The organism is Ruegeria sp. CJ6 (assembly GCF_056536665.1).
In genome coordinates this window covers 294,195-315,363 of record NZ_JBQFQB010000004.1, presented here as the reverse complement: position 1 = coordinate 315,363, position 21,169 = coordinate 294,195, and the positions used below count along the sequence as shown (strand labels likewise).

Here is a 21,169-nt window from a genome sequence, read left to right as displayed (position 1 = left end):
AAGCGTAGCATGGATTTCGCGGACCGTGATCACTTGAATGTCAGCCGCCAGAAGGCATTGGCTACATCGGCATAAGAGCCCAATAATCCAAATCTAGCAGAACGTTAGGAAGATATCTCCCCTCGTCATTGCGCAGAACGAAGGGCTCGCCGCCTTTGGTCGCAACCAAGCGCAAGCGGATGGCACCGATTCCGGGAGTTCCAGTCTCGGCCTTGTCCAAAACCTCGGACCAGGCTTTGATCGTATCGCCCGAGAAACAAGGGTTGGCGTGGGCACCGCCGTTCAGACCAACGATCATCTGCGCATTCGCCAGGCCATTAAACGACAAGGCACGCGCCATTGAGATAACGTGGCCGCCATAGATCAGCCGCCCCTCTGGACGGAAGGTGAGGTCGAAATGCACTTTGGCGGTGTTCTGCCACAGGCGGGTGGCCAGCATGTGCTCGGCCTCTTCGACGGTCACGCCATCGACGTGATCGATCGTTTCTTCCGTGTTGTACGCATCCCAGCGGTGGTTTTCGCCGGATTGTACAAAATTATATTTCGAGAAATCGAGCCCCTGCGGTACCGCCAGATCGCTGACATCAAGCGCCTTTTTCAGATTGGGCACCACCGTCTCAGGTGCAGGCGCATCGAGGTTTGATTTGCGCACCATGACCCAGCGAACATACTCGATCACCACTTCGTCGCGTTGGTTCAGCCCGCGGGTGCGGACCCAGACGACACCGGTTTTGCCGTTTGAGTTTTGCTTGAGGCCGATCACCTCGGATTCGGCGCGCAAGGTATCGCCGGGATAGACCGGTTTCAGCCAGCGACCCTCGGCATAGCCCAGATTGGCGACCGCGTTCAGCGAGATATCGGGAACCGTTTTGCCGAATACCACATGGAACGCCGCCAGATCATCAATCGGGCTTTGCGGCAGGCCACAATTCCGGGCGAACTCATCCGAGGAATAGAGTGCGTGTCGCGCGGGATAGAGCGCGTGGTACAACGCGCGCTCGCCTTCGGTCACCGTGCGCGGCACGGCGTGATGCAGGATCTGCCCGACTGAATAATCCTCGAAAAAGTTACCCGGATTGGTTTTTGCCATTATTGCTGTCCCAGTTTCATGTCGGGGGTGTAATCAGCGGCGACCTCTTTGGTCACAGCCTGCGCGCAACGCATCACGTTATTTGCGGCGTCAAAGGCATAGGACGGGTCGCCATAAAGCTCCCATCCCTTTGCCAACGCGTCCGAGACCTTGTGGCAGAAGGCTGATGTGTCTTCCTCGGTCAACAAACGATAAAGTTTCGCCATTGATTAGGCCCCTTATCCACCAAACGGAGACGGACCAACCAGCCCGTGAATATAGCCCACAACGCCCAGCAGAACGATGGAGCCCACAAAGAACATGGCATCTTTGCCGTATGTGCCGGGTTCGCCCGGCGCCCAGTCTGGTTCGGATTTGTTGATCACGATCACTTCGACAATTGCCCAGGCCAGCAAGCCACCAAACAGGATGATCGAGGCCAGATCACCGTTCACCAACAGGTGCGCAAAGGCCCAGAGTTTAAAGCCACCCAGCATGGGGTGACGGACCTTGTTCAACAGGCGACCTTTGGTTCCCGCAGGGCTGGCCAGATAGAACGCGATCAACACCAGCAGGTTGTTGACGTGAATCAGAAAGGTTGGCGGCGCCCAGACATATATGAAATCGGTCATGCGATAACCGAAGATCATCAACAATACCGAGGCCACCAAGGCGAGCGCCACGACGCCCTTGCCCGCGTCGCCCATGGCGGCACGTCGTTCCGGCATCGCGCGCTTAAAAAGATGTGCGGCCCACCAAAGTGCCACACCAAGGATCAGAAGAACAAAGCCCATACTGGCTTACCCCGCTTGCAAAGCTACTATCGCCTCTGCTTTTGCCAGAGTTTCGCGGGCAGTTACAACGTGTAGGTTTTCAACAATCTTGCCATCGACAACGGCGACCCCCTGCCCCTGCGACTCGGTTTCCTCGAAAGCGGCAATCTGACGGCGAGCCAGATCAATCTCATCCTCGGAAGGGGCAAAGGCGGAGTTTGCGATGTCGACCTGGGCCGGGTGGATCAGGGTTTTGCCATCAAAGCCCATGTCGCGGCCCTGGGCACACTCGGCGGCCAGACCGTCGGTGTCCTTGAAGGCATTGTAGACGCCATCGACGATGATCAGCCCCTCTGCCTTGGCCGCCAACAGGCACAGGCCAAGCGAGGTCATCATCGGCAAACGGTCGGGGCGGAAGCGCGTCTGCAGCTCTTTCGCAAGATCGTTGGTCCCCATGACAAAGCCTGCCATCAGCGGATGTGCGGCAATTTCGGCTGCGTTCAGCATCCCGCGCGGCGTCTCCATCATCGCCCAGATCGGCAGGTCTCCGGTGATTGAGGTCAGCGCATCCACATCCGCAGCAGAACTCACCTTTGGCAACAGAACGGCATCTGCATCCATCTCGCGCACGGCTTCGGCATCCGCGCGCCCCCATTCGGTATCAAGCCCGTTGATCCGCACGATCTTGACCCGAGCGCCATAGCCTCCGGCGGCCAAAGCCGCCTTGAGGGTCTCGCGCGCGTTCTCTTTCTCATCAGCCGCGACCGCGTCTTCAAGATCAAAGATGATGACGTCCACCGGCAATGTGCGGGCCTTATCAAGCGCGCGTTCACGCGAGCCGGGGATGTATAGTACCGAGCGATAGGGGCGTTGGCGCGGGTCCACTGGACTCTCCCATTGAAATAATGTTGCGCGGAATGGGGCATTTTTTGACGGAAAGTTCAAGAACAAAATCGCCGCAGCGCAGCATTTCCTGCGCTGCGCAACGTGCGTTGCCTTAACGCGATGTCCTTTTGCCTACGGCACGCTGCTTTGAGGAAGAGCTTGAAAGGGGTGACCAATGAAAACGATTATGCTGAAAATGACGATTGGCTTGGGCATCATGGTACTGGTAGCGCAACAAGTCAGCGCACAGAATTGTGCGCCACGCGAGGACGTGATCAAGCGATTGGCAAAGTCCTACGGCGAAACCCGACGAGGCATCGGTATTGCGCGTCAGGGAGCGGTGATGGAGGTTTTTGCCTCGGACCAAACCGGCAGCTGGACCATTGTTGTGACCTTGCCGGAAGGTGTGACCTGCCTGATCGCCTCGGGCCAGTCTTATGAAACACTGGCCGAAACGCTGCCGCCCAACACCTAAACCAGCGCATCCCAGATCAGTTTGCTTCCCGTCAGGGTCAGCAAGACATAGGCAATGTTGAAAAACAAACGTTCGGAGAGCATGAAATGCGCCCGGACGCCCAGCCAGGCCCCGAGGATCGCAAACGGGGTCAGCAACAGGTCTGCCAAGGCTGTGTGCCAAGTGAAGAGGCCCAGATAGGCGAAGGGCACGAATTTGACGGCGTTGATTACCCAGAAGACCAGCACGGTCGAGGCTTGAAATTCGGTTTTCGTCAGGCGTTGTGACAGCAGGTACACGGCGGCGGGTGGGCCGCCCGCATGGCTGACAAAGCTGGTGAATCCGGCGATCAGCCCGGCAAACAGGCCCGCCGATGGAGGCAACCGGTTGGCAAAACCCCGCACCCAGCCTCTGGTCTGGGCAACGTGCCAGATCACAAAACCGACCGATATTCCGCCAATCAACAGACGTAGCAGATCGTCATCCGTCGCACGATAAAGCCACGCGCCCAGCGCGATACCGGGTACTGCGCCCAACATCAGAAGGCGCGAATCCGGCCAGCTCCAGCGTTTCCAATACGGCTTTAACGTCGCCAGATCGATCACCATCAGTATCGGCAGCATTAGCGCTAGCGCCTGTCCTGGCGTCAGTATCAGAGCCAGAATCGACGAAGATGCAAACGCCACTCCCGAGCCGAACCCACCTTTCGAGATGCCCGCGAAGATCACCGCCGGGATCGCCACTGCAAAAAACATCAGGTTCATGTCGAACATCAGGCACCCCGGAAATATGCATGATTCACAGGCGGTTTAGCGCAATCGGCGGGGTGTGTGCAAACGGTATGCGGTGGCATGCCGCGCCGCAGAAGGCTTGCGTGACGCCGCTTTTGCGACTAGCACAACCGCGATTTCAAAACCGACCGGAGATATTCCAAATGGCCAGACCCAAGATCGCGCTGATCGGCGCAGGTCAGATCGGCGGCACGCTCGCCCACCTCGCTGCAATGAAAGAACTTGGTGACGTCGTGCTGTTCGACATCGCCGAAGGCACCCCGGAAGGAAAGGCGCTGGACATCGCCGAATCCGGCCCCTCGGAAGGCTTCGACGCCAAGCTGAAAGGCACCCAGTCTTATGAGGATATCGCCGGTGCCGACGTCTGCATCGTCACCGCTGGCGTGCCGCGCAAGCCGGGCATGAGCCGCGACGACCTGCTGGGCATCAACCTGAAGGTCATGAAATCGGTCGGTGAAGGCATCGCCGCAAACGCTCCGGATGCGTTCGTCATCTGCATCACCAACCCGCTGGACGCGATGGTTTGGGCGCTGCGTGAATTCTCGGGCCTGCCGCACAACAAAGTCTGCGGCATGGCGGGCGTTCTGGACTCGGGCCGTTTCGCACACTTCTTGTCGGAAGAGTTCAATGTGTCCATGCGCGACGTCACCGCTTTTGTTCTGGGCGGCCATGGCGACACGATGGTGCCTTCGGTACGCTACTCGACCGTTGCCGGTATCCCGCTGCCCGATCTGGTTGAGATGGGCTGGACCACGCAGGAAAAACTGGACGCCATCGTTCAGCGCACCCGTGACGGCGGCGCAGAAATCGTTGGCCTGCTGAAGACCGGCTCGGCTTTCTATGCACCGGCGACTTCGGCGATCGAAATGGCCGAAGCCTACCTGAAAGACCAGAAACGCGTTCTGCCCTGTGCTGCCTATTGCAACGGCGAACTGGGTGTCGACGGCATGTATGTCGGCGTGCCTACCGTAATCGGTGCAGGTGGTATCGAGCGCGTCGTCGACATCAAGCTGAACGAAGAAGAACAGGCCGGTTTCGACAATTCGGTCAATGCCGTTAAGGGCCTGATCGAAGCATGCAAGGGCATCGACAGCTCGCTGGCCTAAGTCACGAACCCTAGAACCAATGAACCGGCCCTCTTCACGGGCCGGTTTTCTTTTACACGGTGCCAAGCTGGCTAAAAGATGTTCGCGCAAACGTCGCAAAACTCATCTATGAATGTGTTTTGTGGGCATGATCCCGGATCATCGAATCAATTTCCACGCCCCGCATTTTTTGTGATCACACCCCAAAAACCTGTGATCACAAATACTGAAAATCTTCGACAATTTCCCGTGACCGGTCAAAAAACTCTTTAATTTTGGCGCTTAGACACCCCTATAACGGTGTAATCGTAGTCAGACGGGACAATTTCGATGAACATTCACGAATATCAAGCCAAAGCGCTTCTTCGCAGCTATGGCGCTCCGGTCTCCGATGGTCGCGCAGTTCTGCGCGCCGAGGAAGCCAAAACCGCAGCCGGTGAATTGGACGGGCCGCTTTGGGTCGTCAAGGCGCAAATCCACGCGGGTGGTCGCGGCAAGGGTTCCTTCAAAGAGGCCGACGCCGGTGAAAAAGGCGGTGTCCGTCTGACCAAATCGGTGGAAGAAGCCGCCGAAGAAGCCAAAAAGATGCTGGGCCGCACGCTGGTCACCCATCAGACCGGCCCCGCAGGCAAGCAGGTGAACCGCATCTACATCGAAGCCGGTTCGGGCATCGAACGTGAACTTTACCTGGCCCTGCTGGTGGACCGCCAGACCAGCCGTATCTCATTCGTATGCTCGACCGAAGGCGGCATGGACATCGAAGAGGTGGCCGCTGCGACGCCTGAGAAAATCCTGTCCTTCTCGGTTGATCCCGCCACTGGTTATCAGCCCTATCACGGCCGCCGCATCGCGTTCTCGTTGGGACTGGAAGGCGCGCAGGTCAAACAATGCGTCAAGCTAATGAACCAGCTCTACAATGCCTTCGTCGAGAAGGACATGGAGATGCTGGAGATCAACCCGCTGATCGTCTCGGACAAGGGCGACCTGAAAGTACTGGACGCAAAAGTCGGCTTTGATGGTAACGCGGTATACCGCCACCCGGATATTGCCGAGTTGCGCGACACGACCGAGGAAGACCCCAAGGAACTGGAAGCGTCCAAATACGACCTGAACTACATCGCGCTGGACGGTGAGATCGGCTGCATGGTCAACGGTGCCGGTCTGGCGATGGCGACGATGGACATCATCAAGCTTTACGGTGCCGAGCCTGCCAACTTCCTGGATGTGGGCGGTGGCGCGACCAAAGAGAAAGTGACCGAGGCGTTCAAGATCATCACCTCGGACCCCAACGTCAAAGGCATTCTGGTCAACATCTTTGGCGGCATCATGCGCTGTGACGTCATCGCCGAGGGCGTTGTCGCCGCAGTGAAAGAGGTCGGGCTGCAGGTCCCGCTGGTCGTGCGTCTGGAAGGCACGAATGTCGAGAAAGGCAAAGAGATCATCAACACCTCTGGCCTAGACGTGATCGCGGCGGACAACCTGAAAGACGGTGCCGAGAAGATCGTGAAGGCGGTTAAAGGCTGAGTGTCATCCCGTAGGGTGGGCTTCAGCCCGCCTTTCCCAAGATTTTGGCGGGCAGAAGCCTGCCGTATAAAGGAGAACGCCAGATGGCAGTCCTCATCGACGAAAATACCAAAGTGATCTGTCAGGGCTTTACCGGCTCGCAGGGCACATTCCACTCTGAACAGGCCATCGCCTATGGCACCAAGATGGTCGGCGGCGTGACCCCGGGCAAAGGTGGGATGGAGCACTTGGGTCTACCAGTGTTCAACTCAGTCCACGAGGCCAAGCATGTGACCGAAGCCAACGCCTCGGTGATCTATGTTCCGCCACCCTTTGCGGCTGACTCGATCCTCGAAGCGATTGATGCCGAGATGGAGGTGATCGTCTGTATCACCGAAGGCATTCCGGTTCTGGACATGATGAAGGTGAAGCGCGCGCTGGAAGGTTCAAAATCGCGCCTGATCGGCCCGAACTGCCCCGGTGTCATCACGCCGGATGCCTGCAAGATCGGCATCATGCCCGGCCACATCCACAAGCGCGGCTCGGTCGGTGTAGTGTCGCGTTCGGGCACCCTGACCTACGAAGCCGTCAAGCAGACCACAGATGTGGGTCTGGGCCAGTCCACCTGCGTTGGCATCGGCGGCGACCCAATCAAAGGCACCGAGCATATCGACGTGCTGGAATGGTTCCTGGCGGATGACGAAACCGAGTCGATCATCATGATCGGTGAGATCGGTGGCTCTGCCGAAGAAGAAGCTGCACAGTTCCTGGCGGATGAGGCCAAGAAAGGCCGCAAGAAGCCCACGGCAGGGTTTATCGCGGGCCGCACAGCCCCTCCGGGCCGCCGCATGGGCCACGCGGGCGCAATTGTCGCCGGTGGCAAAGGCGGCGCCGAGGACAAGATCGAAGCCATGCGCTCGGCCGGTATCGTCGTGGCCGAAAGCCCGGCGCAGCTGGGTGAGGCTGTGCTGGAAGCCATCGGTTGACCAGAATTTGACTGCTTTGGGAGGAGCGGTAAACATGACTTTCGGCGAAGCCATTAAAACCTGTTTCTCCAAGTTTTTCACCTTTTCGGGCCGTGCCTCGCGGCCCGAATACTGGTTTTTTTTCCTGTTCATCGTAATCTGGAGCATCATTGCCGGGATCATCGACTTGCAGTTCTTCACTCAGGTCGCAGTGACTGAAACCGAAACATCCAAATCCGTCACGGCCACCTCAACAGGCCCGGTCCAAAGCATCGTCAGCCTGATTGTCTTCTTCCCGCATCTGGCCGTTGCATGGCGGCGGATGCATGATACCGGGCGCAGCGGGCTTTATGCTCTGCTGCCGATCCTGCTGATACTTGGTGCGCTTGCCGTCCTGATCTTTGGCATCGGCCTTGCCAGCCAGTTCCATGGCGGCACGTTGGATATCCTGTTCACCCGCGCAACTCTTCTTATTGTCATTCCGACACTTCTTGTCCTGTTTGTGTCGCCCCTCCTGGTTCTGTGGTGGCTGACCCGCCCTAGCGAACCAGGCACCAACCAATACGGTCCCAACCCATATGAGGTAGCCCAATGACCGAACACTCGCCCAACACCGCCTTTCATGCCTCAAGCTTCATGCAGGGGCATAATGCCGAATATCTGGAGCAGCTTTATGCCCAGTACACTAAGAACCCCGGTGCGGTCGACGCAGCCTGGGTCGAGTTCTTCAAGGCCATGGGCGATGACGCGCCGGATGTGCAGCGCGAGGCCGAAGGGCCTTCGTGGGCGCGTACCGACTGGCCTCCGATGCCTGCGGATGATCTGACCGGTGCGTTGACTGGCGAGTGGGCCGAGATCGACGCCAAAGCAGCGGGCAACAAAATCAAGGACAAGGCGGCGGCCAAGGGTGTTGAGGTCAGCGATGACCAGATCAAGCGCGCGGTGCTGGACAGCCTGCGGGCGCTGATGCTGATCAGGGCCTATCGTATCCGGGGCCATCTGGCAGCTGATCTGGACCCGCTAGGCATGCGCGCCGCCAGTACGCATCCCGAGCTGGACCCGAAGACTTACGGGTTCACCGATGCTGACATGGATCGACCGATCTTTATTGACAACGTGCTGGGCCTGCAGATGGCCAGCATGCGCCAAATCGTCGAGATCGTGAAGAGGACCTATTGCGGCACCTTCGCGCTGCAATACATGCATATCTCGAACCCGGAAGAGGCCGCGTGGCTGAAGGAACGCATCGAGGGGTTCGGTAAGGAAATCGCCTTCACCAAGGAAGGCCGCAAGGCGATCCTGAACAAGATGGTCGAGGCCGAGGGTTTCGAGAAATTCCTGCATGTGAAATACATGGGCACCAAGCGGTTTGGTCTGGATGGTGGCGAGGCACTGATCCCCGCGATGGAGCAGATCATCAAGCGCGGCGGCGCCTTGGGCCTCAGCGATATCGTCATCGGCATGCCACACCGGGGTCGTCTGAACATTCTGGCCAATGTGATGGGCAAGCCCTATCGCGCCATTTTCAACGAGTTTCAGGGCGGCAGCTTCAAGCCCGAAGACGTGGATGGATCAGGCGATGTGAAATATCACCTCGGCGCGTCAAGCGACCGAGAGTTCGATGGCAATAGCGTTCACCTTTCGCTGACCGCAAACCCAAGCCACCTTGAGGCGGTGAACCCAGTGGTTCTGGGTAAGGTACGTGCCAAGCAGGACCAGTTGAACGACGAAGACCGCACCAAAGTGATGGGCATTCTGCTGCACGGCGACGCAGCCTTTGCCGGACAGGGTGTTGTGGCCGAAGGCTTCGGCCTGTCGGGTCTGAAAGGGCATAAGACCGGCGGCACCATGCATATCGTGGTGAACAACCAGATCGGTTTCACCACCGCGCCGCATTTCAGCCGTTCCAGCCCTTATCCCACGGATATCGCGCTGATGGTTGAGGCTCCGATCTTCCACGTGAATGGCGACGACCCCGAGGCGGTGGTGCATGCCGCCAAGGTGGCGACCGAGTTCCGCCAGAAGTTCCACAAGGACGTGGTGCTGGATATCTTCTGCTACCGCCGGTTTGGTCATAACGAGGGTGACGAACCCATGTTCACCAACCCGATCATGTACAAGAAGATCAAGACGCATAAGACCACGTTGTCGTTGTATACCGAGCGCCTTGTCAGGGACGGGCTTATCCCCGAAGGCGAGATTGAAGACATGAAGGCGGCCTTTCAGGCACATCTGAATGAAGAGTTCGATGCCGGGAAAGACTACAAGCCAAACAAAGCCGACTGGCTGGATGGGCGCTGGTCGCATCTGGACAAGCACAAAGACGAATACATGCGCGGTGAAACCGCAATTACACCAGAGACGCTGGCCGAGATCGGCACCGCTCTGACCAGCGCCCCCGAAGGTTTTGCGATGCACAAAACCGTGGGCCGGTTGCTGGACCACAAGAAACAGATGTTCGAAAACGGAACCGGCTTTGACTGGGCAACGGGCGAGGCTCTGGCGTTTGGCTCTCTGCTGACTGAAGGCTACCCCGTACGTTTGGCCGGACAGGACGCGACGCGTGGCACATTCAGCCAACGCCATTCCGGATTTGTCCATCAGGAAACCGAGGAACGGTATTACCCGCTGAACAATATCCGCAAGGGCCAATCACATTATGACGTGATTGACTCGATGCTGTCCGAATACGCGGTGCTTGGGTTCGAGTATGGCTATTCACTGGCCGAGCCCAACGCGCTTGTTCTCTGGGAGGCACAGTTTGGCGATTTCGCCAACGGGGCACAGATCATGTTCGATCAGTTCATCAGTTCGGGTGAATCGAAGTGGCTGCGGATGTCTGGTCTGGTCACGCTGCTGCCGCATGGGTTCGAAGGGCAAGGCCCAGAACACTCATCTGCACGGCTTGAGCGGTTTCTGCAAATGTGCGGTCAGGACAACTGGATCGTGGCGAACTGCACAACGCCTGCGAACTATTTCCACATCCTGCGCCGTCAATTGCACCGGACCTTCCGCAAGCCGCTTATCCTGGTGACGCCGAAGTCGCTGCTGCGCCATAAGCTGGCGGTCAGCAAGGCCGAGGAATTCACCACAGGCTCGAGCTTCCATAGGGTGCTGTGGGATGATGCTCAACAGGGCAACTCGGACACTAAACTGGTGGCAGATGACAAGATCAAGCGGGTCGTCATGTGCTCGGGCAAGGTCTATTTTGATCTGCTTGAGGAACGCGATGCGCGCGGCATCGACGACATCTACTTAATGCGGATCGAGCAATACTATCCTTTCCCTGCGCATTCGCTGATCAACGAGCTTGAGCGCTTCAAGGGGGCCGAGATTGTCTGGTGTCAGGAAGAACCCAAGAACCAGGGGGCTTGGACCTTTATTGAGCCCAATATCGAATGGGTTCTGACCCGCATTGGCGCAAAACACACCCGTCCGGTCTATGCCGGTCGCGCAACTTCGGCCTCGCCCGCGACGGGTCTGGCCAGCCAACACAAAGCCCAACAAGAAGCGCTGGTGAACGAAGCGCTGAGCATTGAAGGAAAGTAAACGATGACGATTGAAGTTCGTGTTCCCACGCTGGGCGAGTCTGTCACCGAAGCCACCGTTGCGACTTGGTTCAAAAAACCCGGCGATGCAGTCGCCGTAGATGAGATGCTATGTGAACTTGAGACCGACAAGGTCACGGTCGAGGTGCCCTCACCCGCTGCTGGCGTGATGGGTGAGATCGTTGCAGCCGAAGGTGAGACCGTGGGCGTCGATGCCCTGCTTGCCACGATAGCGGCGGGCGAAGGGGCTGCGCCTGCTCCGGCAGCGGCGGCCCCGGCCCCGGCCCCGGCGGCAGCGGCACCCGCAGCATCAGGCGGCAGTGTAGATGTGATGGTGCCGACATTGGGTGAATCCGTCACCGAGGCTACAGTCTCGACATGGTTCAAACAGGTCGGCGACAGCGTTGCACAGGATGAAATGCTGTGCGAACTGGAAACCGACAAGGTCTCGGTCGAGGTCCCTGCCCCGGCGGCAGGCGTTCTGGCTGAAATCGTTGCGCCTGAAGGCAGCACGGTCGATGCTTCTGCCAAATTGGCGGTGATCTCGGGCGCAGCCGCAGGTGCGGCAGCGGCTCCGGTGGCAGCCGTCGCCACTCCGGCTGCAGCCAGCACAGGTAAAGACGTGTCCAACGCTCCATCGGCTGAGAAAGCGATGGCCGAAGCTGGTCTGTCTGCGGATCAAGTCACTGGCACCGGACGCGATGGTCGTATCATGAAAGAAGACGTGGCAAAGGCAGTTGCAGCAGCTACGGCCCCAGCGCCTGCGGCGGCTGTGCCCGCCCCCGCTGCCCAAGCTCCGCGCGCGCCTGTGGCTGCCGAGGATGCGAGCCGCGAAGAGCGCGTGCGCATGACCCGTCTGCGCCAAACCATCGCCAAGCGCCTGAAGGACGCGCAGAACACCGCCGCGATCCTGACCACCTATAACGAGGTGGACATGACCGAGGTGATGGCCCTGCGCAACCAGTACAAGGACCAGTTCGAGAAGAAGCATGGCGTACGTCTGGGCTTTATGTCCTTTTTCACCAAGGCCTGCTGTCATGCGCTGAAAGAAGTGCCCGAAGTGAATGCCGAGATCGACGGCAATGACATCGTCTACAAGAACTTCGTGCATATGGGTGTGGCCGCAGGTACGCCGCAAGGGCTGGTGGTTCCAGTCATCCGGGATGCGGACTCGATGTCTTTCGCAGCGATCGAGAAAGCCATCGCCGAAAAGGGCAAGCGCGCCCGCGACGGTAAACTCTCGATGGCGGAAATGCAGGGCGGCACGTTCACGATCTCGAACGGAGGCGTCTACGGCTCGCTGATGTCTTCACCGATCCTGAACCCGCCGCAATCGGGCATTCTGGGCATGCACAAGATCCAGGATCGTCCCATGGTCATCAATGGTGAGATCAAAATCCGCCCGATGATGTATCTGGCGCTGTCCTATGATCACCGTATTGTGGACGGCAAGGGTGCTGTGACATTCCTTGTCCGCGTAAAAGAGGCGCTGGAAGATCCGCGCCGTCTGCTGATGGATCTGTAAGATGGCGACTCATGTACTGTGGCAAGCCGATGTGGCCGATTTCGATGCCTGGCTGAAAGTGTTCCGCGAGGATCAACCGATGCGCAAGGCCGCGGGTATCCGCGACCTGCATGTCTGGCGCGATCCAGATCAGCGGGATCATGCGATAGCGATGTTCGAGGTTATGAATCTGGATAAGGCCAAAGCCTTTTTTGGGTCCGAAGAACTGGCGATGCACCACGAACGCGGCGGCATTGCGCATATATCAATCAAGCTGCTGGAACCCGTTTGAAATATAGGTACCCGACCCACCACACCGGATCGGGACGCTGCCGGATCACCCGGTCGATTTAGGAGAATGTAATGGCAAATTATGACGTCATCGTAATCGGCGCCGGACCCGGCGGCTATGTCTGCGCCATCCGTTGCGCCCAACTGGGCCTTAAAACCGCAGTTGTCGAGGGGCGCGAGACGCTGGGTGGGACTTGCCTGAACGTGGGCTGCATCCCCTCGAAAGCATTGTTGCATGCCAGCCATCAGTTGCACGAAGCCGAACACAACTTTGCAAAGATGGGTCTGAAGGGGAAGTCACCTTCGGTCGATTGGAAGCAGATGCAGGCCTACAAGGATGAGGTCATCGATGGCAACACCAAGGGCATCGAGTTTCTGTTCAAGAAGAACAAGATCGATTGGCTGAAAGGCTGGGGCTCAATCCCTGCTGCGGGCAAGGTCAAGGTTGGTGATGAGGTCCATGAGACCAAGAACATCATTATCGCTTCGGGCTCTGAGCCATCGGCACTGCCTGGCGTCGAGGTTGACGAAAAGGTCGTGGTGACTTCGACCGGCGCGTTGTCTCTGGGCAAAGTTCCCAAGAAAATGATTGTGATCGGTGCCGGTGTGATCGGGCTTGAATTGGGCTCAGTCTACAGCCGTTTGGGCGCAGAGGTGACGGTGATCGAATTCCTCAAGGAAATCACGCCGGGTATGGACCCCGAGGTTCAGAAGACTTTCCAGCGCATCCTGAAGAAACAGGGTTTGAAGTTCGTCATGGGCGCTGCGGTGCAAAAGACCGAAGCCACCAAGACCAAAGCCAAGGTAACGTACAAGCTGCTCAAAGATGACAGCGAGCATGTCATTGATGCTGATACCGTGCTGGTGGCCACCGGGCGCAAGCCCTATTCGGATGGGCTGGGGCTGGACGCTTTGGGCGTCGAGATGACCCCGCGCGGCCAGATCAAGGTCGGTAGTGATTGGCAGACCAACGTGCCGGGCATCTACGCCATCGGCGACGTGACCGAAGGCCCGATGCTGGCCCACAAGGCTGAAGACGAGGGCATGGCCGCAGCTGAGCAGGTTGCAGGCAAGCATGGTCATGTGAACTATGGTGTCATTCCTGGGGTCATCTACACTTGGCCCGAGGTGGCCAATGTGGGTGAGACCGAAGCGACACTCAAAGAACAGGGCCGCGCCTACAAGGTCGGCAAGTTCATGTTCATGGGCAATGGCCGGGCCAAGGCGAATTTCGCAGCCGACGGGTTCGTCAAGATTCTGGCAGACAAAGAAACCGATCGCATTCTGGGCGCGCATATCATCGGCCCCGCGGCCGGAGACCTGATCCACGAGGTTTGCGTCGCCATGGAATTCGGCGCATCAGCCGAAGATCTGGCCCTGACCTGTCACGCTCACCCGACCTATTCCGAAGCAGTGCGCGAGGCGGCGCTCGCCTGTGGTGACGGGCCAATTCACAGCTGACCCAACCTGAGCAGGTCCTCTACCTAGTCTCCTTGAGCGGCACCCCGTGTCGCTCAAAACCATTTGCGGCAGGTGATCAGACGCGGTTTACTGACTCCATTGCTTTTGGAAAGGAAGTCAGATGAGCGTCAGTTTACAGGTGATCTATCCCATAGGTACAGAAACACATTTCGATTTCGACTATTATGTCGGCACACATCTTCCGCTTGTCGGCGAGCACATGGGGTCACATATCGAACGTACGGTCGTAACCAAAGGCATTGCGGGAGGCCCGGATGAGGCGGCGGGTCACTACGCGATCGCAACGATCATATTTGAAGATCAGGAAGCGATGAACGACGCTATGTCAAAGGCAGGCCCTGTCCTGGCCGATCTGCCAAACTTCACCAATGTCAAACCGCAGATGCTGATCGGTGAGGTGATCGGCTGAATCAGAGCCATGTTTACCTACCACATGGTTTTTGCGGCGCGGGCACCCCATTCCTGATCATATTGCGCGCCGCCTTCCTCTCCTGACGTCATTTCCGACAATATCTCGCCAGCCGTCGGCAGGCCCTCGCTTTCATCGTGGCCACTCCAGGTTCTGGCCCGGATCAGGGCGCGCGCGCATTGTGTGTAAATCTCGGATATCTCGATTACGATGACGGTTGCGGGGCGTTTTCCGTGTTTTTCGAACCGGGCGCGCAGGGCTTCATCATCAGTCAGTTGAGCGTTCCCATTTACCCGAACCACATTGTTCGAACCGGGCACCATGAACAACAATGAGACGCGCGGGTCGAGTACGATATTTCGCAGGGAATCCAAGCGGTTGTTTCCCCGCCAATCCGGCAGTGCCAGGGTACCTTGGTCCAGTTCCAACACAACTGGCCCTTCATCTCCACGCGGGCTGCCATCGACACCTTCGGAGCCGACGGTGCTGAGGATACACAAGCGTGAGGCCATAATCCATTTGCGGTAGAGCGGTGTTAGCCGCCGCGCCACTTTGCGGATCGAGGCTGCTCCGGGCGTGCCATACAGCGCTTCCAGAGCGGTAATGTCCTCAATGAATTCCATCCGGATCAAACCCCACTTCTCGCATCAGTTCGTTGGACCGTGTCTCAATCACGTTTTCCAGCCGTTCCAGAAAGGCATTCCGCGCAACGCCGGGTTCGATCGGATTAAGGAAATCAACAATCGCCGTGCCGGGCTTGCGCATGATACCGGTTCTGGGCCAGAAGACGCCCGCATTGGTGGCAACTGGCACGCACGGGAACCCAAGCCCTTCATACAGAACCGCCGTTCCAACCTTGTAAGGCTTGTGCACCCCAGGCGCGACGCGTGTACCTTGCGGGTAGATCACCAACTGACCGGGTTCGCTGAACTCGCGCGCGACATCCTTGACCATCTTCGCAACCGCCGCCCCGCGTTTGCCGCGATTGACCGGGATACATCCCAGACGGCGCGCATACATTCCGATGACCGGCGTCCACAGAAGCTCTCGCTTCATGATGAATTTGCCGTGCGGGATGGCGTCGAAGATTATGATGATGTCCAGAAACGACTGGTGCTTGGCGCCGATCACAACCTCGCCATGTGGGACTTCCCCGCGCACTTCGCAGCGAATACCAACCATCCAGCGGGCCAACCACTTGGTTGTGCGCGCATAGGTTTTGCATGCTCGCAATGCGCCACGCTTGGCGAACAGCGCATAGGGGGCAAAGACAAGCCCCAGCACCAGCATCCAGGCATAGATGGTGATCATAAAGATCAGCGACCGGACCCATTGAATAGCCATGAACATCACGAAAGCTCCTTCAACTTGCGCTGCGCGGCTGACCATGTGGCCAGAAACGCAACGGCCGCGCCCAATACCGGGATCAGCACGGGCAGGATCCAACCGATACCCTGAAACCCAAGGCCAGTGAGAAAACCACCCGCATCCGAGGCTTCGGGGAGCAACAATACACCCGTCATACCCAGCAAAGTGCCAACTGCTGCTCCAAACAGCGCCCGGAACGTAAAGCGGCGCACGAACGCTCCGGCGATGAACCGGTCCCGCGCGCCGACCTGACGCAGAACCTCGATTATCTGCGCGTTGGCGGCAAGCGAGGCGTTGGCGGCAAGCGTGATCATAGCGGCAGTGGCGCCACCGATCAGCAGGATCGAAATCCAGCCCAGACGCCGCAGTGAATTGGCCGCATCAACCAATGGCTCGCGCCAGCGAGTGTGATCATCCAGCACTGCGCCCGGCACCTCAGCCCCTAGCCGCAGCCGCAGGCCAGCCGCATCAAGACCCGGCTCACCTTCGATAATCTCTATCAGCTGCGGGATTGGTAAAGTGTCCAGAGGCAAGTCCGGTCCGAACCAGGGTGACAGCAGTGTGGCCTGCTCTTCGCTCGTCAACGCGCGAGCCGAAGCCACACCCGGCGTTTGCTGGAGGACATTCAAAGCAGCCTCGGTTTGCGCCGCACGTTGATCTGCAGGGGCATTGATCCGCAAGGTCGCTGCCCCCGCCAACTCTGAAGCCCAACGATCCGCCACACGGCCCGAGGCTAACGAAAGAGCCAGCGCAAACACCGCCAGAAAGGCCATTGCGCCAGACACGAACAGGGTCAATTGCGCCGTAAAGCCCGTGGGTGGCACCACCCGGTCGGCGCGGCTGTCACGGCGCAGCAAATTGCGGATCGTGCCCTTGCTCATAGATCCGCCCCCGCAAGCTGCACCCGGCGCTGCGCGATACGCAGTACGCGAGCCTGAACCTGGGTTTTGGCGGCGCGGATCAGGCTTAGGTCATGGGTGGCGATCAGCACGGTTTTTCCCATCCTGTTCAATTCGACCAACAGGCGCAGAAGTCGTTGCGACATCTCCCAGTCCACATTGCCGGTGGGTTCATCCGCAAGCACCACATCGGGCGATAGGATGACTGCGCGGGCCAATGCGGCACGCTGGCGTTCGCCCCCCGATAGTTCAGGCGGGTGCGCCTCAAGCCTGCTGCCAAGCCCGACCCAGCCAAGCAGTTCGGTCAGATCGTCCTGCTGCCCATTTTCAGAGCGCCCCGAGACCATCAGCGGCAACGCGACATTCTCGGCCAGCGTCATGTGATCCAAAAATCGGCAATCCTGATGCACCACGCCAATTCGGCGGCGCAGCAGCGCCATCTGATCGCGGTCCATGCGGGCGATATCCTCACCAAAGGCCATCAACCTGCCCGAGGTTGGCAACAACGCGCCATAACAGAGTTTCAGCAATGTGGTCTTGCCCGCACCCGAAGGCCCGGTCAGAAAGTGGAACGATCCGGGCTGCAATTGCAGCGAAACATCGCTTAGCAACTCACCACCGCCGTAGGTATAGCTGATATTCTCCAGCTCGATCACGCCTGCCCCCTTTGTTCTGCTCACCTCTTGCCCGAGCGCAGCGGTGGATTCAATGCCTCGGGCGGGGCCAATTGGCGACACTTGGCCCGCGAAACCGAAAACACGCTTTGCTGTTGGGTCTTAACGGAATATCATCCCTGAAAAAACTATTATCAGGCCAGCCTTGAAGGCCAGGAGGCAGAATGCGTTTAACGTGTCCGAATTGCAGCGCCCAGTACGAAGTCCCGGACGAAGTGATCCCCGAGGACGGGCGCGAAGTTCAATGCTCGGCTTGCGAAGAGACCTGGTTTCAGGAAAAGTATCCAGTCGCCAGCAAAGCAGAGCCGGAAGCGAAATCTGCGACTGCAATCCAGGCAGCCTTTGCCGAACCGGAAGATGTTAAGTCAGAGGATGCGCCAGAACCCGATACGGCCAAGGCCGAGCCAGAAAAGGTTAAGGCAGAAGACACACCAGAACCCGATGCGCCCGAGGAATTGAGTGTTGGAAACGTAGACCCGGCGGTATCCAGCATCCTCAAGGAAGAGGCTGCACGCGAGGCAGAGCTGCGCGAGCGTGAAGGCAGCAATCTGGAAAGCCAACCTGATCTGGCATTGGATCCGCCTGAAGAGCCCAAGGTCAAACCGAAACGGCCCTCGGCCACTGAAACCGCAGCTGACGCAGGTCAGAAAGATGAGCTGCCGGATGTTGAGGCGATCAACTCGGGTCTGCGCAGCGACTTGACATCGGACGAAGCTGAAGCCGTTGCTCCGGCCCGCAAATCCGGTGGGTTTCTGCGTGGCTTTGCCTTGATCATTATCATCGGCGTCATTCTGTTTCTGATATATGGAAACGCCAATCAGATCAGCGAGGCGGTTCCTCAGGCTGATCCGATGTTGAAATCATATGTCTCACTGGTCGATCAAGCGCGCCTTTGGCTTGAGACACAGACCGGGGGCGCAGGGCAGAACTAGAACCTTTCGAGCAATCGCTTGAGGTATTCCAACTCGATCTGAGGCCGATCCTGTTCACCGGTCCTACGGCGGATTTCATCCAGCAACTCGCGCGCACGGCGATATACATCTTCGCCTTGCAGCAGGTTGTCGTCGGTCGAGATTGATCCCGCGGAACCTGGCGTACGACCCAATGGATCGCGGTTATTGGCCTGCATGTCGCCGGCCTCGGTCCCTTGACCCGGCTGGTTCTGCTGGTTCTGCGCCAGGGCTTCGCCAAGTGAACGCATGCCTTCGCGCAGGGCTTCCATCGCCTCGGATTGACGGTCAATCGCCTCGGCCAGATCATCGCTGCGCAAGGCGTCTTCGGCGTCGTCCATGGCCCGGCCCGCACGGCCCAATGCTTCGCGCGCAGCGTCGCCTTCGGGTGTACCACCGCCGGGCAGACCCTGTTGCTGCCGATTCAACTCATCCCGCAGCGCCTGCTGCCGATCCGCCAGTGACCCCTGACCTTGCTGGCCTTCACCAGCCTCATCCTGACCCTGGCCCCGACCGCCTTGACCTTCATGGCTCTGGCCGCGTCCCAAACCACCGTTGCGACCCTCATTGCCCTGACTTTCGCCCGCTTGCGCACCGGGGTTGAACTGTTCCTGCAGGTCGCGGAATGCCTGATCGCTGAGGCCCTGTTGTTCGCGCAGGGTTTCTGCCAGCCCTTCCATGGCCTGCTGTCCTTCGGACTGGCCACCTTGGCCCTGCCCTTGTGTGACGCGCATGTTTTCCATCATTTGCTGGAACTCTTCCAATGCCTGCTGCGCCTCGGCCATGCGGCCTTGTTCCATGAGCTCCTGAATGCGGTCCATCATTCGCTGCAGGTCATCCTGCGTCATCTGCAGGGTTTCGCCGTTCTGGCCCTGCTGTCCTTGCTGCGTCTCACCGTTTTCCTGCGCCAGACGCTGGAGTTGCCGCATGTAATCCTGTGTCGCTTCGCGCAGCTCCTGCATCAGTTCGGCAATCTCTTCGTCGCTGGCACCGTTCTGCATCGCTTCGGTCAGACGCTCCTGCGCACGGCGCATCCGTTCCAATGCGTCGGCCAGCGTGCCATCCTCGATCAGAACCGCCAGATCCCACAGCGCTTGCGCAATTTCTTCCTGCTGTTTGACGTTCAGTGCGCCGTATTTGTCGAAGGTCTCCAGCCGCCGCAGGATCACACGCAGACGCAGATACGCTGTATCTGAGCGGAACAGGTCCTCGGGTAGGTGCGAAACCGCACGCAGCAATTGCGATACACGCAGCGCGTTTTCGCGCGACCAGAGCAGATCGCGCCGCTGTTCGATCACCGCAGCAGCCAATGGGTCAAAGAACCTACGGGCCGGCAGTTCTGTCAGATAAGGTTCCGCCACCGTCTCTTGATCTGCCGCGTCGATAGCCATGAGGGTTATTTTCACTGGCAAATGTGCCCAAGGGTGCTGCGAGAAATCCTCGATCAAGTCTTCGGTGAAATCGGTCCGATCGCCTGTAATCGGCATTGGCAACTCGACCGTAATGATCTCGCGCGGTTCTGGCTCGGTCGCAAGACCGAATTGACGGTTGACCGCAGGCAGGTCCAATTCGATCCGGGCGGTGCCGGAGACGATTCCATAGTCATCCGCAGCAGCGAAAGGCAGCTTCATCTGTCCGCCAGCCTCTGATTGCGCCACTCCTGCCGTCGCGATCCTGGGCGCAGTGTCTGGAAGGATCTCAAGCGCCCAATCGCGCCCGGCCGGGCCATCGATCCGCATTTGGCCCGAGCGTTCCGCAACAAATTCCTGTTCCGGTTCTGTCGCGGCTTCGGTGCCCAGAGGTGTCGAAGATTCTGTCAGACTATGTGCGCCGACCTCGCCATAAAATCGTAGCGTGATGCGGCTGCCTTTAGGCACCGTCAACGTCGGATCGGTCTGATCGGCAAGGTAGAGCGTTGGCAGCCCGGTGTAGCGCGGCGGTTCAACCCAACCCTCCCAAGTCGGGCCCTGCCCCGCCTGAGCGGTCCCCGGCGTCATGTCAGCGACCGAGCCTATCCGCCAGAACGAGCCGAACAGAGCCGCAACGACGAGTGCCAATAAGGCAGCATAACGAAGCGCATAGGGATCGCGAGACGCCAGCCGCAAGTCGGGTTTCACCGGATCGGCCTTTGATGCACGATCTGCCATGCGCGTCTGGTGCGCATGCCACAGTGCCACCGAATCCGCATCCATCGCACCGATTGCCTGATCGTCCATCAGTGCTTGTATCGGGCGTCCGGGCAGGGTTTCATCCAGCCGAACCAGCGCCTCGGCCCGGGTTGGCAGGTGGAACCGTCTGATTCCCAAAACCGCTGTCGCAATTAAAGCAATCAATCCGACCGCAGCAGAAATCCAAACGGCTTCAATGCGCACAAGATCGTGCAGACCCAGCATCAGGGCGGCCAGCAGCGCCATAAGAATAGAAAAGAACGGCCAGAAGGCGCGCATCACCTGCTCAGCCAGCATACCCCCGTGCGTCAGCCACAGGGACAGTCTTGGAATTGGCAAGGTCTGGTTGTC

21 protein-coding genes are annotated in these 21,169 nt (G+C 58.7%); 11 read left to right on the top strand and 10 right to left on the bottom strand.

Translation table 11 applies throughout. The features are described 5' to 3' along the window. Nucleotides 1-61: 61 nt before the first annotated feature. From ACR0BT_RS13905 to ACR0BT_RS13890, 4 genes are read right to left on the bottom strand one after another with little or no spacing between them, the layout of a single operon-like run. Nucleotides 62-1,090, bottom strand: a complete 1,029-nt coding sequence (locus ACR0BT_RS13905) for a MaoC family dehydratase (protein ID WP_480763401.1) — start codon at nt 1,088-1,090, stop codon at nt 62-64. Further along, nucleotides 1,090-1,296 carry a DUF1737 domain-containing protein gene (locus tag ACR0BT_RS13900; RefSeq protein ID WP_170408336.1) on the bottom strand — a complete coding sequence of 69 codons (207 nt, stop codon included), beginning with the start codon at nt 1,294-1,296 and terminating at the stop codon, nt 1,090-1,092. The genes ACR0BT_RS13905 and ACR0BT_RS13900 overlap by 1 nt, the downstream gene beginning before the upstream one ends. A 12-nt stretch (nt 1,297-1,308) precedes the next feature. Then, a complete protein-coding gene (locus tag ACR0BT_RS13895; RefSeq protein ID WP_170395794.1) occupies nt 1,309-1,863 on the bottom strand; it encodes an NnrU family protein in 555 nt (184 codons plus the stop codon). 6 nt (nt 1,864-1,869) lie between these two features. Beyond that, nucleotides 1,870-2,727, bottom strand: coding sequence for an HpcH/HpaI aldolase/citrate lyase family protein (locus ACR0BT_RS13890; protein WP_480763400.1), 858 nt, complete (start codon nt 2,725-2,727; stop codon nt 1,870-1,872). A 175-nt stretch (nt 2,728-2,902) separates the two neighbouring features. On the opposite strand from ACR0BT_RS13890, the gene ACR0BT_RS13885 reads away from it, so the two are divergent. Then, a complete protein-coding gene (locus ACR0BT_RS13885) occupies nt 2,903-3,202 on the top strand; it encodes a hypothetical protein (protein WP_170733574.1) in 300 nt (99 codons plus the stop codon). Here ACR0BT_RS13885 and ACR0BT_RS13880 read toward each other — a convergent pair. Further along, nucleotides 3,199-3,954: a sulfite exporter TauE/SafE family protein gene (locus tag ACR0BT_RS13880; protein WP_480707112.1), complete on the bottom strand. Its 756-nt coding sequence runs from the start codon at nt 3,952-3,954 to the stop codon at nt 3,199-3,201. The two genes, ACR0BT_RS13885 and ACR0BT_RS13880, sit on opposite strands and share 4 nt — an antisense overlap. A gap of 161 nt (nt 3,955-4,115) precedes the next feature. On the opposite strand from ACR0BT_RS13880, the gene mdh reads away from it, so the two are divergent. The 9 genes from mdh (at nt 4,116) to ACR0BT_RS13835 (ending at nt 14,759) form a co-directional block, all read left to right on the top strand. Beyond that, nucleotides 4,116-5,078, top strand: coding sequence for a malate dehydrogenase (mdh, locus tag ACR0BT_RS13875; protein ID WP_170353522.1), 963 nt, complete (start codon nt 4,116-4,118; stop codon nt 5,076-5,078). Nucleotides 5,079-5,387: 309 nt separating this feature from the next. Next, on the top strand, nt 5,388-6,581 hold the full coding sequence (gene sucC, locus ACR0BT_RS13870) for an ADP-forming succinate--CoA ligase subunit beta (protein ID WP_170395786.1): 1,194 nt from the start codon (nt 5,388-5,390) through the stop codon (nt 6,579-6,581). 83 nt (nt 6,582-6,664) lie between these two features. Continuing rightward, on the top strand, nt 6,665-7,546 hold the full coding sequence (gene sucD, locus ACR0BT_RS13865) for a succinate--CoA ligase subunit alpha (protein ID WP_152456828.1): 882 nt from the start codon (nt 6,665-6,667) through the stop codon (nt 7,544-7,546). Between the two features lie 34 nt (nt 7,547-7,580). After that, complete coding sequence (locus tag ACR0BT_RS13860) at nt 7,581-8,120, top strand: DUF805 domain-containing protein (RefSeq protein WP_480571511.1); 540 nt, start codon at nt 7,581-7,583, stop codon at nt 8,118-8,120. After that, the gene (locus ACR0BT_RS13855) at nt 8,117-11,074 is read left to right on the top strand and encodes a 2-oxoglutarate dehydrogenase E1 component (RefSeq protein ID WP_480763399.1); all 2,958 of its coding nucleotides are present in this window, start codon (nt 8,117-8,119) and stop codon (nt 11,072-11,074) included. Before ACR0BT_RS13860 ends, ACR0BT_RS13855 begins: the two co-directional genes overlap by 4 nt. Before the next feature lie 3 nt (nt 11,075-11,077). Beyond that, nucleotides 11,078-12,598 carry a 2-oxoglutarate dehydrogenase complex dihydrolipoyllysine-residue succinyltransferase gene (gene odhB / locus ACR0BT_RS13850; protein ID WP_480763398.1) on the top strand — a complete coding sequence of 507 codons (1,521 nt, stop codon included), beginning with the start codon at nt 11,078-11,080 and terminating at the stop codon, nt 12,596-12,598. A 1-nt stretch (nt 12,599) separates the two neighbouring features. Then, the gene (locus tag ACR0BT_RS13845; RefSeq protein WP_170395780.1) at nt 12,600-12,869 is read left to right on the top strand and encodes a hypothetical protein; all 270 of its coding nucleotides are present in this window, start codon (nt 12,600-12,602) and stop codon (nt 12,867-12,869) included. A 71-nt stretch (nt 12,870-12,940) separates the two neighbouring features. Beyond that, nucleotides 12,941-14,329: a dihydrolipoyl dehydrogenase gene (gene lpdA / locus ACR0BT_RS13840; protein WP_170465907.1), complete on the top strand. Its 1,389-nt coding sequence runs from the start codon at nt 12,941-12,943 to the stop codon at nt 14,327-14,329. Between the two features lie 121 nt (nt 14,330-14,450). Then, nucleotides 14,451-14,759 carry an EthD family reductase gene (locus ACR0BT_RS13835; RefSeq protein ID WP_170408345.1) on the top strand — a complete coding sequence of 103 codons (309 nt, stop codon included), beginning with the start codon at nt 14,451-14,453 and terminating at the stop codon, nt 14,757-14,759. 17 nt (nt 14,760-14,776) lie between these two features. Here the strand turns inward: ACR0BT_RS13835 and ACR0BT_RS13830 are convergent, their stop codons facing one another. From ACR0BT_RS13830 to ACR0BT_RS13815, 4 genes are read right to left on the bottom strand one after another with little or no spacing between them, the layout of a single operon-like run. Beyond that, the gene (locus ACR0BT_RS13830) at nt 14,777-15,382 is read right to left on the bottom strand and encodes a pyridoxamine 5'-phosphate oxidase family protein (protein ID WP_170408346.1); all 606 of its coding nucleotides are present in this window, start codon (nt 15,380-15,382) and stop codon (nt 14,777-14,779) included. Next, a complete protein-coding gene (locus ACR0BT_RS13825; protein WP_170736705.1) occupies nt 15,369-16,109 on the bottom strand; it encodes a lysophospholipid acyltransferase family protein in 741 nt (246 codons plus the stop codon). Before ACR0BT_RS13825 ends, ACR0BT_RS13830 begins: the two co-directional genes overlap by 14 nt. Continuing rightward, nucleotides 16,109-17,008, bottom strand: a complete 900-nt coding sequence (locus ACR0BT_RS13820; RefSeq protein WP_170408348.1) for an FtsX-like permease family protein — start codon at nt 17,006-17,008, stop codon at nt 16,109-16,111. The genes ACR0BT_RS13825 and ACR0BT_RS13820 overlap by 1 nt, the downstream gene beginning before the upstream one ends. Next, entirely contained in the window at nt 17,005-17,682 is a 678-nt protein-coding gene (locus ACR0BT_RS13815) for a cell division ATP-binding protein FtsE (RefSeq protein WP_480763488.1), read from the bottom strand. The genes ACR0BT_RS13820 and ACR0BT_RS13815 overlap by 4 nt, the downstream gene beginning before the upstream one ends. Before the next feature lie 182 nt (nt 17,683-17,864). On the opposite strand from ACR0BT_RS13815, the gene ACR0BT_RS13810 reads away from it, so the two are divergent. Then, entirely contained in the window at nt 17,865-18,632 is a 768-nt protein-coding gene (locus ACR0BT_RS13810; protein ID WP_170597269.1) for a zinc-ribbon domain-containing protein, read from the top strand. On the opposite strand, the gene ACR0BT_RS13805 is transcribed toward ACR0BT_RS13810, so the two are convergent. Next, nucleotides 18,629-21,115 carry a TIGR02302 family protein gene (locus ACR0BT_RS13805; protein ID WP_480763487.1) on the bottom strand — a complete coding sequence of 829 codons (2,487 nt, stop codon included), beginning with the start codon at nt 21,113-21,115 and terminating at the stop codon, nt 18,629-18,631. The genes ACR0BT_RS13810 and ACR0BT_RS13805 overlap by 4 nt on opposite strands. Between the last annotated feature and the right edge of the window lie 54 nt (nt 21,116-21,169).